We start from the raw sequence: 13,938 nt of genomic DNA, 5'->3' as shown, positions 1-13,938 counted from the left end.
CTCAAACGATCTGAGCCACGAGCCAGGCAACGCTGTGACCCGCGGTGGCTCAGATCCCGCGAGAAACACACCGGCCGTCCTTCTCATCCGGTCTGAGCCATTGGGGCAAGACTCTTCGGCCGGGCACACCGGCAGGCCCGCAGCAGGAGACGCCGCCCGTCACCGCTCCACCGGCAGGGCGACGGTGAAGACGGTGCCGCCGCCCTCCCGAGGGGCGGCGGTGATGGTGCCGCCGTGGGCGGTGACGATCGAGCGGACGATGGCCAGGCCCAGACCGGTGCCCTTGATCCCGGCGTCTTTGGCGGTGGAGGCCCGGAAGAACCGGGAGAACAGGTGCTCGTACTGCTCGGGCGGGATGCCGATACCGGTGTCGGCGACGGCGAGCACGGCCATCGCACACTGATCCTCGTCCTGGCCGGAGTCCTGGCTGGCGTTTCCGACGGCCGCCGCGGTGGCGGTGACGGTGACGGCACCCTGGTCGGGGGTGTACTTGATCGCGTTGGACAGCAGGTTGTCCAGCACCTGGCGCAGCCGCAGCGGATCGGCGTGGATCGGCAGCCGCGCCGGTAGCCCGGCGGTGAGGGTGAGCTGTTTGACCTGGGCGGCGGGCCGGTGGTCCTCCAGAGCCTGACGGGTCAGCCGGGCCAGATCGACCGGCCGCAGGTCGATGGACAACTGGCCGGTGTCCAGCCGGGCCAGGTCCAGCAGGTCGTCGACCAGACGTTGCAGCTGGGCGCTTTTACGGTCGATGACGTCGACGAACGTCTGCTGGCCCGAGGTCAGGTCCGCATCGTCGGCCAGCATCTCGGCGTAGCCGCGGATGGCGCCGATCGGGTTGCGCAGCTCGTGGGTGACCAGCGCCATCAGCTCGTCCTTCATCCGGTCCATCTCCCGCAGCCGCCGCACCTGCTGTTGCTGCTGGACCAGCAGTTGCTCGCGCTGCTCGGCCAGGCGGTGGCGTTCGGTCACGTCGGTGGAGATGCCGTCGATGAACAACCGGCCGTCGTCGCGGCGCGGGGTGGCACGGATCCAGATCCACCGGATGACGTCGTCCAAGCCACGGATGCGGCACTCGATGTCGGCCCGCTCACCGCGGCCCAGCGCCGCGGTGAAGGCGGCGTAGGCGGTCCGGTCGTCGGGGTGGACGCGGCGGGCCAGCACCTCGGCCAGATCCGCGTCCTCGGGCAGTGGGCGGCCGAGCAGCGGGGCGGCGTTCTGGCTCTGGTACACCGAGTGCATCGAGCCGTCGGGGGCGACCTCGGCGGTCCACACGTTGTCGTTGATCTGGGTGATGACCTGTTCGAAGTGGCGGCGGCTGGTGGCCAGCGCCGCGGCCAGCTCCTCAGCCCGGCGCCGTTCCATGTACCGGCTGACGTGGGCGCAGATGCCATCCAGCAGCCTGGTCAGGTCGTCCTCGGCCGGCTGGACGGTGTCGGTGAAGAAGGTCAGCACACCCAGCACCTGACGCCCGCTGCGCACCGGCAGGCCGATGGCGGCCCGCAGGCCGGCCTGCAGCGCCTGCTGTTTGCTGATGATGGCGCGCGGATCATCGGCCAGGTCACTGATCCACAGCTCATGGCCACCGGCCCACGTGGTGCCGGCCACGCCCTGGCCGGGGTGCATTATGTCCGGCCGGCTGGCCAGGAAGGCCGACAGATCCCGGCCCGGCGCCGTCCAGGAGCCGATCCGGGCGATCGCCGCCTGGTCGGGGGTGACCTGCCAGTACTCGCCGCAGCTCCAGCCCAGCGCCTCGGTGACCGCGGCGACCACGGCGACGGCGGCCTGCTCGGCGGAGGTGGCGTCGGCCAGCACGTGGGCCACCGCGTGCTGGGCATCGGCCAGCACGCCTGCCCGGTGGGTCTCGGTGATGTCGTCCAGGACCACCATCGCGCCCAGGCGCTGCCCGTCCGGGGCATCGATGGGCCGGCCGGTGACGGCGAAGCGGTGCGGGCGTCGGCCGGGCGGGTGCACGGTCACCTGCTCAGCGTTAATGTGTTCCCCGGCCAGCGCCCGCGCCAGCGGCACCTGCTGCGGCTTCAGCGGAGTGCGCCCGTCGGCGGCATACAGGTGAAAAGCGGCGGCGATGTCGCGGATGTGCAGGCCGGGGATGTGCGGGCGGGACTGGCGCATCGGCTGGTTGAACACCACCACGTACCCGTCGGCGTCGCAGGCCACCACCCCCGAGGCCAGGCTGTCGAGCAGGGTGTGCAGGAACATCTGCTGCCGCTCCGGCGGCATGCGGGCTAGGGCGGCAGGATCCGGTTCCCCTGCCGGTGCCTGCGGTCCCGAAGGATCCAGCGGCCGATCCTCATCCTGCTCTGGCTGCCCGCCCATGACGCTCATCCCCCCGACATCACCAGCACCCTTCTCGTCCCCCCTGCCCCCGATCGCAACCCCACCGCTCAGCCACGGCGTCTTCTGCGCTCAACAAGTGGCTCAGATGGCTGACAAAACCGGCCCTATGACTCAGATCGAGTGATAATGGTCAACTTTCCATAAAATGGACACTTTAGGCCTCGCAGTCGGATACATCCCTCTTTGCTAGCTAGCTGGCTTGGAGTATGCAGTTCACAGCGTTGCCAGCAGACGGATCAGAGTCCCCTGTCGGCGTCCCGACCGTCGTGCTCGGCGGCACGGAAGCCGAAGCGTTCGAGGTCATCGGCCGTGCCGCCGCGTTGACCGCCGCGGGCATCCCGTTCGGGCACCGCGACGACGACCACGACCGGTCGATCCAGCTCGTGTTGGCCGGGCGCGGACCGCTTACCGCTTGGTGTAGTCCCGGGTGTACCAGCGCTCCGGGCGCACGCGGACCATGACCATGGTGCCGGCGACATCCTTCGTGGCCTCAAGGTACTGCGCGGCGCCTTCGGGGCCCAGGTAGCGCTCGGCCAGCGTTCTGCGATCTTCCGGCCGTACCGGGTCCTGGACCGCCACGACCGGCCCTCCACCGAGGCGTACCGGTAGGACGGCTCCCCGTCCTGCGCGACCAGGCTCACCCGGCCCGCCTTCCGGACCAGCTCCATCTTGCGACTGTCCCGGGCGGTGATGAAGGCGATGTCGCCGCCGGGCTCGTACAGGTACCAGACCGGTATCGCCATCGACGCTGGGTTCCGCTACCCCGTGCCGAACTGGAGAGGAGATCCCGTACCTCGTCCAGTGCGGCGGCGGATGGGGGATCCGTACTGACATCAGCCAGGCACATGATCACTGGCAACAACCGGGTGGGCAACAGTGGCTGGGGTCGCCCGCAGCGATGTCCCAGGATCCCGGCTGGACTCGAGCAGGCCCGCCACCCACGGCCGCCGCCAGGTCGCCCCGAGGTCTGGCTCCACCAACGCATCCGGCGCCGCGAGCAGCCCGGGGCCGGCCTGCTCAGTGCGCTTGCTACCCGCTCCGGAGCGACGCATCCGGCCGGCGGACGGCACCCTCGTTTGAACGGTCTCACATCGAGTAGGCGCCGGAGGCGAGGGCGATGACGCCGACCACGGTCATCAGCAGCGCCGAACCGGGGTGCATGGCGATCGAGATGCGGATGTCCTGCTTCTTCCAGGCGAGCCAGACGCCCGGGTAGAGGAAGACGAGCTTCGACAGGACCGTCCAAGGCGCCCAGAAGTGGTACACCGAGAAGAAGAAGGTGTTGAAGAACGGAGCCCACTTGCCGAGCTGCGGGAGGCGGGGCAGCAGAAAGCCGCGGAAGTAGTACTCCTCGAGCAGGGGCAGGGTGAAGCCGGTGAACGGCGCGCAGATGAGCAGCGTGGTGAGCACGAGTTGCTGGGAGTAGCCCTGCAGGTAGGCGGTGCCGTCGGGGCCGGCGCCCTGGTAGTCCACCCAGGTGAAGAACCAGTCGTAGACGATGGCATCCAGCGGGAGCAGCGAGAGCGAGACCACGGTCATCCACACCAGGCACACGGCCCCGAGCCAAAAGACCTTGCCGCGCGAGACCGGCTTGTCGCGGTAGTGGATGACGCCCTTCATCGTGAAGCGGCCGGTCTGCTTCCTGCCGAGCCACAGCAGGAATAGCTGGAGCGGGAAGAGCACAACCGCAAGGGCGATGGCCCAGGCCAGGAAGATCGGGAAGTCCATCGTCCGGACCAGGGGAGCGGCGATGAACGCGTACACCGCGACGATGACTGCGCCGGGTGCCAGGTGCAGTGCGATGGAGAACGGGATGGAGTGACGCTCGGCGAGGAGCTTGGCGACGAAGCCTGTTGGCTGGGCGCCTCGGGTGTCGGCCGAGGGCCGCATTGCTGTATCCATGCCGAGAACTGTGGCCCTATCACCTAACACGGACCTGACATCGCTCTGATACGGCGTCGAGTCGCCGTGGAAGGCACAAGTCATGGCGGGTGCGGCGATCAGTGGTGCCGAGCGTCATTGACATCAACCGGCGCACGACACGACGACGCCCGGCATCACTGACGACAAGTCCGCGCGAGGCACTGACGACAATCGGCTCTGGCCCGCTTTCGATGATTGGGCGACAGAGCGTGATGCGGGGTCAGCGATAGTGGAGTACGCGGATGCGGAGCAGGCCGAAGGTGACGCGACCGAACATCCGACGCTCCAGAAATTTGATCTTGTTGACGATGCCCTCGACCGCGCCGCTGCGGTAGGGGCGGTGTCAGCCCGGCGGCCACCCCGGCGTGGTCGCGGCGCAGGCCCGGCGAGGCGCGACAGCGAATGTCAGTAGTCGGCGAGCGTTGACGGCCTCACCGGATGTCGAAGCCGGTGAGGCCGTCAGCAGGCTCGTCATCGGAGCCGACGCGCGGCTATCCGACAGGCGTGAAGGTGATCCGGGATCGCACGGGTCGGAAGCCAGCGCGTTCCAGCCCGGCCACCACCCCTGCGAGGCACGCGTCCACGTCGGCCACCACCTCGTGGGCGCCGCCGGCGTGCAACACTGCGACGACGTCGGCCAGCAGCGCGTCCAGCGCGTCCGGATCGGTCAGACCGAGATAGGCGATCATCGGGTGACAGACGTCGCCCGCAGCCGCTGCGAGGCCAACCGGTGCACCGTCGCGCAAGGCGACCCGCCAAGTCTGCGGCGGACCGGGAAGCCACGCCAACGGGGCGGTGGCCAAGTCGATACCGGCAACCGCCCGGGCCGTCTCCGCCCCGGTCAGAATCTGCGGGGCAGCGGTCCTGGCAACCAGTGTGGTGATCTCCGCACGGTCGGTGGCCGGGCGGAAAGCGTACCGGCCCGGTGGCACCGCCCTCGGCGTACCGGTCCAGGCAAAACGCAGCCGTTCGCCCTGCTCGGCCAGCCCGGCGAGCCGCGCGGCCGCCATCGGCGGCATGGCAGCCGGCTCGTGCCGCCAGTTCGGTGGCATCGCGGCGTGGTAGAGCGTCGGACCGCCGAGCGTCGCGTGCGCAGCTCGCAGCAGCTCGGCGCCCACTTCGGGCTCGGCGCTCAGATCGAACCATTCCAGCCACGGGCGGCCGACCGAACCCGGCGGCAGGACCCAGGCGGCGCGGCCGACCACCTGGCCGCCGCGCAGGGCAACCCAGGTGCGCTCCGGCCGATAGCCGCCGCTGGCGATGCCGTCGATGTAGCTGTTCTTGGGCACCTCGGGCAGTGGGTCGGGCATTGATGTGAACAGGTTTTCCTCGCCCGCGACGAGCGGACGTATGACCAGATCGGTCAAGGCGTGATCCTTTGGCAGCGAGCGCCCCGGTCAGACCCGCGAGTACGCCGGGATGCGGGAAGGGCGCAGAACATCGGACATGGTGTTCTGACCTCCTTCCAGCTCATCGGCGTGCCAGAAACCTACTCGATGACCGCTGAGGAGAACAATCCCCCATGGGGGAGCTCACCCTGGCCACCGATCACCGAGAGCGAGCCAGAGCCCGAGTTCTGGCCCCTCCTCGACGACGGTCACGTGCTCATTACCGTCGCCCGCCGAACTGCCAGTCGTGGACCTCGATGTCGGCGTACCGGTCCAGGGTCAGGATGGCGCGTGCCGCGTCCGGGTCCGGCGCCCGGACCAGTGCCGCCGTACCCAGCCAGGTGGTGCTGTCGTCGGACAGCAGCGGCCCGTACGCGATCAGCTCGTCCCGGTCGGGCGGCGGGACAAGGTCGGCAGCCTGTCCGGAGCCGAGGCCCAGCACCAGATACCGGTTGCCGCCGTCCCTGCCGCCGGGGAAATCCCACATGGTGCGCCCCAGCACGTTGCGCCATCGGCGCAACACCACGTCCCGGTACACACCGGCCTGGTAGTTGGGCTCATCGAAGACGAATGCGCGTGCGGTGGCGAGGTCCGGCAGGTCGACGATGTGCACGCTGCCGGTGGCCGTCTCGCCGTCGGGGGTTAAAGTGGGGCCGCGGGCGATCAGCTCCGCTGAGTACCGGTCCATGTAGGACCAGTGCTCCTCCACCAACTGGTCGCGGAGGGTCGCGGAGCCGGGGCGATCACGGTGGTAACAGAAGAACTCCATGCCGAGTAGCTACCATGGACCGCAGCGACATCTCCATTCCGGTCATCTGAGCCATCGGCCGTCCGCGGTGGCCGTACTGCGCCCTGGGCGAGGCGATCAACGGTCCCGGCGGCTACTTCGGCTGGAACCTCGCCGCGCTCGATGACTGCCTGCGCGGCCGGTGGGGCGCCCGGCCGCCGTTCCGGCTCATCCGGCGCCACGCCGAGGGGGCCCGCCGCCACCTCGTGCCGGGCTATGACCGTCCGCCCTACACCCAGCGGACCTGGGGCCCGGCGATCGGCCTGCAAGAGGCGGTCCCCCGGTGAGGCGGCCGCGCCGGTCGCGTCCTGCGATCGGCGCGGCCCTCGGATCCGTGCGCATGGGTGCCGGGCTCACCCGGCCGTGCAGGACACCTGGGGAGCGGCGGGGGCGGAGCCTGCGGCGGTGAAGCCGAAGGAGGTGCTCGTCCCCGCCGCCAGGGAGCCGTTCCAGGAGACGTTCTTCGCGGTCACGGCGGAGCCTGACTGCGTGACCGTGGCGTTCCACACCTGACTCACCCGCTCCTCACCCGAGGTCCAGTTCGCGGTCCAGCCGGTGATCGGCGAGGTGCCCGTGTTCTTGACGGTCACATCGCCCTGGAAGCCGCCCGGCCACTGGTTGACGACTTTGTACGTGGCCGTGCAGCCACCGCCTGTGGTGGGGGTGGCCGTGGGAGTGGGGGTGGGGGTAACGGTCGGGGTGGGGGTAACGGTCGGGGTGGCCGTCGACGCGGGCCCGAGCAGGGGGGTCAGAGCGGGGAACCACCGGTCGGCGATCTTCCGGTCCCCCGACGCGTCGGGGTGCACGCCGTCGCCGGTGTCGGTGGAGGTGTCGAAGCCCGTCCACTGGTCGACCACCACGATGGGCGACCTGGCGGTGGTCTTGTCCGCGGCCCAGCCGGGGATCGCGGCGTTGAGCGCCGACACGCGCCGGGCGCATTCGCCGCACGAGCTGGGGTTCATAGGGATGATCTGGGCGACCAGGACCTTCATGTCGGGGTTGCTCGCGCGCATCTGGTCGACCAGCTTGCCGTAGGCGGCCAGGATGGTCGAGGGAGAGCGGTTGCTCCACACGTCGTTGGTGCCGAAGTGCATCAGCACGATGTCGGGACGGGCGGCCGACAGCCAGGCGGGAAGCTGGTTCTGGTCGGCCACATTGGTGACCAGGGCGCCGCCGTGGCCCTCGTTCTCGCCGTCGTGGGCGAAGCCGCACCCCTGGGGGGGGCAGCGTGCCGACGAAGTCCACGTCCGTGAGGCCTGCCGCCTGGAGCCGCTGCCAGAGCAGGGCACGCCAGCAGCCGGGTGAACCGGTGATCGAGTCTCCCAACGCCATGATCCTGGTCGCCTCGGCCCCGGCGGACAGGGCGGTGCTCGCCGTACCCGCCAGGAGGAGTCCGAGGCCGGCGACCGCCGCCGCCAGAACCGTCGCAATCGCCTTACTCCATCGCATTTCCGCTCCTTGCCGTCGCCCGCGCCGATGGTAGGCAGCCCATCGGGAAACGGGAAGCGGCCGGTCCACCGGCATCGCGCCGACCTGCGGCGCGGTCTGCCGAGGGCCTGTAAGTTTCAGCCGTCCCCGCCCGGGCGACAGGGTGACGCCCCCCGGAAGGCTCGGGCGGCTCCCGGCCGGCGGCTCCGCCGCGCCCGGCACCCCGTCGAGCCCGCCAGTCCTTGATCTACTTCTGACGCGGCCCTCGGGCCCGGCGGGCGTAGTCGTCGAGGCGGGCGGCCAGCTCCTGCGGGCGGGAGAGCATGACCATGTGACTGCCGCCGATCTCGTCGGGTGTGATGCCCAGGCGCTCGCGTGCGACCTCGCGCATGAACTCCGGGCGGAAGAACCGGTCGTCGCGGCAGATCAGGAGCCTGGTCGGCACGTCGGGCCAGGCCTGCAGCGGCCAGGGCTCGACCAGCGAGCGCTCGGCGTGGCCCTGGCCGCGTCCCATGACCTCGGCGGCCAGCTCCGGCGGGAGGTCGTGGCAGAACGTCGCGACCGGGTCGTCTCCCCCGGGGTCCTCGAAACCGGTCTCGGTCCACCAGTCGCCCGGCGGCTCGCCCGGCGCGGGGATCATGCCCGCCAGCAGCACCAGCAGATCGGCCCGGACCCGGTCGCACACCAGCGGGCCGACGAACCCGCCCCAGGAGTGGGCCACCACGACCAGGTCGGTGCGCTCGCCGACGGCGTCGACCACCGCGTCGGCGAGCTCGGCCAGCCCCGCCGTCTCCTCCGCGAGCGGCAGGTCGACGGCGACGACCTCGTGCCCCCGTGCGCGCAGCTCGGGATCGAGCAGGTGCCACTGCCAGGCGACGCCCCCGCCGCCGTGGATCAGAACGAACGTGGCCATCGTCTTGCCGTCCTCTCCGGTGCGAACGGCGGAGCCTCCCGCCGTTCCGTCGCGCGTGGGACGATTCTGGCCGCCGCCACCGACAGTTCCGCGCCGCCGCCCGCGCCGGGAGCCGCCCGCCTGCGCCGTCCTCATCACTCCGCTCCCCGCCGGGCGTCCCGGACCGGAGGCGTGGCTCACCAGGCCAGAGGGAGCCGCTCGGGTGAGCGGTGGAGCATGGTCGGAGCCATGGTGACCGGCTCGTTCCCCGCCGGCCGCAATCCCGGCAGCTCGCGGACGAGCAGTTCCAGGGTGATCCGGACCTGGTGGCGGGCCAGCTGCGAACCGGGGCAGCCGTGCACGCCGTGCCCGAAGGACAGGTGACGGGCGGAGGACTCGCGCGTGATGTCGAACCTCTCCGCGTCGTCGTGCACGGCCTCGTCCCGGCCCGCGGAGCCGTACGCCGCGAAGACGACGTCACCTGCCTTCAGAGGGGTTCCCGACAGCTCCAGCGACCGGGTGACCGTACGGCGGAAGCCCTGCACAGGGGCGTCGTAGCGGGCGGCCTCCTCGATCGCCGCGGGGATCAACTCCGGCCGTTCGCACAGCAGCTCCCACTGGCGGCGGTCGCGCAGCAGGTGAAGCAGGCTCGTGCCGAGCAGCGCGGTGGTGGTCAGGTGTCCCGCGAGCAGGAGGTTCTGCAGGTTCGACACCACCTCCCCGCGCTGCTCGGCGGTCGGCTCGCCGTCGCCCGGCGCGAGCGCCCGCACCATCTCGCTGGTCACGTCCTCGCGCGGCTCCCTCCTGCGGCTGCGGGCGTAGCCGTCGAGAAGCCGCTGCAGGGCGACGACCCTGCGCGCGGCGTCCACCTGCTCCTCCTCCGCCAGGGGCCGGAACAGCAGATCCTCGGCGTGCTCGCCGCCGAGGATCGCCTCCTGCACGTCGCCCGGGTCCAGGCCGAACAGGTGGCCGATGACGTCGGCCGGAAGCGGCCGGGCGTAGGCGGACATCCACTCGACCTTCCCGGCGCCGGCGAAGGAGCCGATGAGCGCCGCGGCGCGCCCGGCGACGAACGGCAGCGCGGCGGCGACCCGGGCGGGCGAGAAACCTCTGGTCAGGGGCCGGCGCAGGCGCTGGTGTTCGGGTCCGTCGGCGGTGAGCACGACCTTCCCCCCGCCCACTCCCCCGGCCAGTTCGGCGAGCGCGGCCCGCCCCGGCACGACGTCCGGCCGCAGCGCGCCGGCCGAGGAGAAGTCCTCCGGCCTGGACAGCACCTCGCGCACATCGGCATGTCTGGCGACCAGCCACGCGTCGAGTTCGGGGACGAAGGTGAGACCCGGTGCCCGCCTGGCATCGGCGTAGACGGGGTAGGGGTCACGGTAGAACGCGTCGAGTCTGTCCACGGCCTCCATCCTGGGCGGCGACGTGCGAGCCGTACAAGATCCGGAATTTCCTGACTCGTCGTGAGATGAGTAGGCGAACCAAGCGATTCGGCTCAAGGTTCCCGGCGCGGCGCGGAGTCACCCGCGCCCCTCCTCCAGGTCCCCCTCCGCCTTGAGGTAGACCTCCTGGAGGCCGGCCAGGATGTCGGGATCCGGCTGCTGCCACATGCCCCGTTCGGCGGCCTCCAGCAGGCGCTCGGCGATGCCGTGCAGCGCCCACGGGTTGGACTCGGCCAGGAACGCCTGGTTCTCCGGGTCCAGCACGTACGCGGCCGCGAGCCTGTCGTACATCCAGTCGGCGACGACGCCGGTGGTGGCGTCGTAGCCGAACAGGTAGTCGACGGTGGCGGCGAGCTCGAAGGCCCCCTTGTAGCCGTGCCTGCGCATGGCGGCCAGCCAGCGCGGGTTCACCACGCGGGCGCGGAAGATCCTGGAGGTCTCCTCCGAGAGCGTCCGGGTGCGCACGGCCTCGGGGCGGGTGCTGTCGCCCACGTAGGCGGCCGGGGCCCGTCCGGTGAGGGCGCGGACGGTGGCGACCATGCCGCCGTGGTACTGGAAGTAGTCGTCGGAGTCGGCGATGTCGTGCTCGCGGGTGTCGACGTTCTTGGCCGCCACGGCGATGCGCCGGTAGGCGCTCTCCATGTCCTCGCGCGCCGGGACTCCGTCGACGCCCCGGCCGTAGGCGAACCCGCCCCAGACCGCGTAGACCTCGGCGAGGTCGGCGTCGTCGCGCCAGTTGCGGCTGTCGATGAGCGGCAGGAGCCCCGCGCCGTAGGCCCCGGGGCGGGAGCCGAAGATCCGGTAGGCGGCCCGGTCCCCTCGGCCGGCGTCGGCCAGCACGTGGGCCCGGACGTAGTTGTCCTCCTCGGGCTCCTCCAGCGCGGCGACCAGCCGCACGGCGTCGTCGAGCATGGCCACGACGTGCGGGAACGCATCCCGGAAGAAGCCGCTGATGCGGACCGTGACGTCCACCCGGGGACGGCCCAGCTCGCCGGCGGGGATCGCCTCCAGCCCGGTCACCCGCCGCGAGGCCTCGTCCCAGACGGGCCGGACGCCGAGCAGCGCGAGCACCTCGGCCACGTCGTCGCCCGCGGTGCGCATGGCGCTGGTCCCCCACACCGACAGCCCCACGGACCGGGGCCACTGGCCCGTGTCGGCCCGGTAGCGCTCCAGCAGCGAGTCGGCCATGGCCTGCCCGGTCTCCCACGCCAGCCTGCTCGGCACGGCCTTGGGATCGACCGAGTAGAAGTTCCGGCCGGTGGGCAGCACGTTGATCAGCCCGCGCAGCGGGGAGCCGCTCGGCCCGGCGGGCACGTACCCGCCGTCGAGCGCGTGCAGGATCGCGCCGATCTCGTCAGTGGTCCGCGCCAGCCTGGGCACCACCTCGGTCGCGGCGAACCGCAGGATCCGCTCCACCGCTCCCCGATCCGCCAGGTCCGCCCGGCCGCCCGTGAGAACGGCCTCGGTCACCCCGGCGGCGGCGCCGGGATCCCAGCCCCGGGCCTCCATGGCCTCCACCAGGGACCGGGCCACGGTCTCGGCCTCGTCGACGCCGGTACGGCTCGCGGTGCCGTCCTCCGCCAGGCCCAGTGCCTCCCGCAGGCCGGGAAGCGCCTGGGTCCCGGCCCAGAGCTGACGGGCCCGGAGCATGGCCAGGACCAGGTCGACGCGGGCCGGGCCCTTCGGGGCCGCGCCGAGGACGTGCAGGCCGTCGCGGATCTGGACGTCCTTGACCTCGCAGAGCCAGCCGTCCAGGTGCAGCAGGAAGTCGTCGAACTCGGCGTCGTGCGGGCGGCCCTCGACCCCGAGGTCGTGGTCGAGCCTCGCCGCCTGGATCAGGGTCCAGATCTGGGCGCGGATCGCGGGGAGCTTGGCCGGGTCCATGGCGGCGATGGAGGCGTGCTCGTCGAGGAGCTGCTCCAGCCTGGCCAGGTCTCCGTAGGCGTCGGCGCGGGCCATCGGCGGAACCAGGTGGTCCACCAGGGTCGCGTGCGCGCGGCGCTTGGCCTGGGTGCCCTCACCGGGGTCGTTGACCAGGAACGGGTAGATCAGCGGCAGGTCGCCGAGGGCGGCGTCCGGTCCGCAGGAGGCCGACATCCCGGCCGACTTGCCGGGCAGCCACTCCAGATTGCCGTGCTTGCCGACGTGCACCACGGCGTGCGCGCCGAACCCGTCGGCCAGCCAGCGGTAGGCGGCCAGGTAGTGGTGGCTGGGCGGCAGGTCCGGGTCGTGGTAGATGGCGATCGGGTTCTCGCCGAAGCCGCGCGGCGGCTGGACCATCACCACGACGTTGCCGGCCCGGAGCGCGGCCAGCACGATCTCGCCCTCGGGGTCGCGCGAGCGGTCCACGAACAGCTCGCCGGGGGGCGGGCCCCAGTGCCGCTCGATCCCGTCGCGCAGGTCGCCGGGGAGCGTGCCGTACCACTCGGCGTAGGCTCTCGCCGCGATGCGCACCGGGTTGGCGGCGAGCTGCTCCTCGGTGAGCCACTCCTGGTCCTGCCCGCCGGCGGCGATCAGCGCGTGGATGAGCGCGTCGCCGTCCTGCCCGGCCACACCGGGCAGCTCGCCGTCCGCCCCGATGTCGTAGCCGTGCTCGCGCATCGCGGCCAGCAGCCGCACCAGGCTCGCGGGCGTGTCCAGGCCGACGGCGTTGCCGACGCGCGAGTGCTTGGTGGGGTAGGCCGAGAGCATCAGCGCGATCCGCCGCTCCGCCGCCGGGACGTGCCGCAGCACGGCGTGCCGGACCGCGATCCCGGCCACCCGCGCGGCCCGCTCGGGGTCGGCGGCGTAGACCGTCAGCCCGTCGGGATCGATCTCCTTGAACGAGAACGGCACCGTGATGATCCGGCCGTCGAACTCGGGGATCGCGACCTGGGTGGCGGCGTCCAGCGGCGAGAGGCCGTCGTCGTTGGCCTCCCACGCCGCGCGGCTGCCGGTCAGGCAGAGCCCCTGCAGGATCGGCACGTCCAGCTCGGCCAGCGCCCCGACGTCCCACGCCTCGTCGTCGCCGCCGGCCGACGCGGTCGCCGGGCGGGTGCCCCCGGCCGCGAGCACCGTCACCACCAGGGCGTCCACCTGCCGCAGCGTCGCGAGCAGCTCCGGCTCCGCGCTGCGCAGGGAGGCGCAGTAGACGGGCAGCGCGCGCCCGCCCGCGTCCTCGATCGCCGCGCACAGGGTCTCGACGAACGCGGTGTTCCCGGCCACGTGGTGGGCCCGGTAGTACAGGACGCCGACGACCGGCCGCCCCTCTCCCCCGCGCGGCTCGCGCTCCAGCACCCCCCACGGCGGCGTGGGCTCGGGCGCGGCGAAACCGTGGCCGGTGAGCAGCACGGTGTCGGACAGGAACCGGTGGAGCTCGGCGAGGTTGGCGGGGCCGCCGTGGGCGAGGTAGGCGTGCGCCTCGGCGCAGACGCCGCCGGGCACGGTGGACAGCTCCATCAGCTCGGCGTCGGGCGCCTGCTCGCCGCCGAGCACGACGACGGGCCGGTCTCCGGCCAGCAGGGCGTCCAGGCCCTCCTCCCAGGCGCGGCGGCCGCCCAGCAGCCGGACCACCACCAGGTCCACGCCCTCCAGCAGCGGCGGCAGGTCCCCGGCGGCGAGCCGGGCGGGGTTGCCCAGCCGGTAGGCGGCGCCGCTGGCGCGGGCGCTGAGCAGGTCGGTGTCGGAGGTCGAGAGCAGGAGGATCACGCGCCACGCTCCACAAGGGTCGCGGCGGGGGACGGC

At 71.9% G+C, this 13,938-nt stretch carries 11 protein-coding genes; 1 reads left to right on the top strand and 10 read right to left on the bottom strand.

The features are described 5' to 3' along the window. Positions 1 to 159 precede the first annotated feature (159 nt). The 6 genes from HS041_RS36260 to HS041_RS36240 form a co-directional block, all read right to left on the bottom strand. On the bottom strand, positions 160 to 2,238 hold the full coding sequence (locus HS041_RS36260) for a sensor histidine kinase (protein ID WP_196445400.1): 2,079 nt from the start codon (positions 2,236 to 2,238) through the stop codon (positions 160 to 162). 353 nt (positions 2,239 to 2,591) lie between these two features. Continuing rightward, positions 2,592 to 2,720 (bottom strand): hypothetical protein, encoded by a 129-nt coding sequence (locus HS041_RS39640; protein WP_255530242.1) that lies wholly within the window; start codon positions 2,718 to 2,720, stop codon positions 2,592 to 2,594. Positions 2,721 to 2,760: 40 nt separating this feature from the next. Further along, positions 2,761 to 2,934, bottom strand: a complete 174-nt coding sequence (locus HS041_RS36255) for a hypothetical protein (RefSeq protein WP_196445399.1) — start codon at positions 2,932 to 2,934, stop codon at positions 2,761 to 2,763. 507 nt (positions 2,935 to 3,441) lie between these two features. Continuing rightward, positions 3,442 to 4,257: a CPBP family intramembrane glutamic endopeptidase gene (locus HS041_RS36250; RefSeq protein WP_196445398.1), complete on the bottom strand. Its 816-nt coding sequence runs from the start codon at positions 4,255 to 4,257 to the stop codon at positions 3,442 to 3,444. 512 nt (positions 4,258 to 4,769) lie between these two features. Next, the gene (locus HS041_RS36245) at positions 4,770 to 5,645 is read right to left on the bottom strand and encodes a GNAT family N-acetyltransferase (RefSeq protein WP_196445397.1); all 876 of its coding nucleotides are present in this window, start codon (positions 5,643 to 5,645) and stop codon (positions 4,770 to 4,772) included. Positions 5,646 to 5,886: 241 nt separating this feature from the next. Then, complete coding sequence (locus HS041_RS36240; RefSeq protein ID WP_196445396.1) at positions 5,887 to 6,435, bottom strand: YciI family protein; 549 nt, start codon at positions 6,433 to 6,435, stop codon at positions 5,887 to 5,889. Between the two features lie 53 nt (positions 6,436 to 6,488). Here HS041_RS36240 and HS041_RS36235 point away from each other — a divergent pair, with 53 nt between their 5' ends. Continuing rightward, positions 6,489 to 6,740 carry a barstar family protein gene (locus tag HS041_RS36235; RefSeq protein WP_196445501.1) on the top strand — a complete coding sequence of 84 codons (252 nt, stop codon included), beginning with the start codon at positions 6,489 to 6,491 and terminating at the stop codon, positions 6,738 to 6,740. A 66-nt stretch (positions 6,741 to 6,806) separates the two neighbouring features. Here the strand turns inward: HS041_RS36235 and HS041_RS36230 are convergent, their stop codons facing one another. The 4 genes from HS041_RS36230 to cobN all read right to left on the bottom strand — a co-directional run bounded on the left by HS041_RS36230 (position 6,807) and on the right by cobN (position 13,902). Further along, a complete protein-coding gene (locus HS041_RS36230) occupies positions 6,807 to 7,742 on the bottom strand; it encodes a cellulose binding domain-containing protein (RefSeq protein WP_307845622.1) in 936 nt (311 codons plus the stop codon). A 386-nt stretch (positions 7,743 to 8,128) separates the two neighbouring features. Then, positions 8,129 to 8,794 carry an alpha/beta fold hydrolase gene (locus tag HS041_RS36225; RefSeq protein ID WP_196445395.1) on the bottom strand — a complete coding sequence of 222 codons (666 nt, stop codon included), beginning with the start codon at positions 8,792 to 8,794 and terminating at the stop codon, positions 8,129 to 8,131. Between the two features lie 176 nt (positions 8,795 to 8,970). After that, a complete protein-coding gene (locus tag HS041_RS36220) occupies positions 8,971 to 10,185 on the bottom strand; it encodes a cytochrome P450 (protein WP_196445394.1) in 1,215 nt (404 codons plus the stop codon). 108 nt (positions 10,186 to 10,293) lie between these two features. Beyond that, positions 10,294 to 13,902, bottom strand: coding sequence for a cobaltochelatase subunit CobN (gene cobN, locus HS041_RS36215; protein WP_196445393.1), 3,609 nt, complete (start codon positions 13,900 to 13,902; stop codon positions 10,294 to 10,296). Positions 13,903 to 13,938: the final 36 nt, after the last annotated feature.

The organism is Planomonospora sp. ID67723 (assembly GCF_015711605.1).
In the GTDB taxonomy this organism is placed as follows: Bacteria; Actinomycetota; Actinomycetes; order Streptosporangiales; family Streptosporangiaceae; genus Planomonospora_A.
The sequence above is the reverse complement of the archived record's forward strand: the minus strand, read 5'-3'. Positions and strand labels throughout refer to the sequence as shown.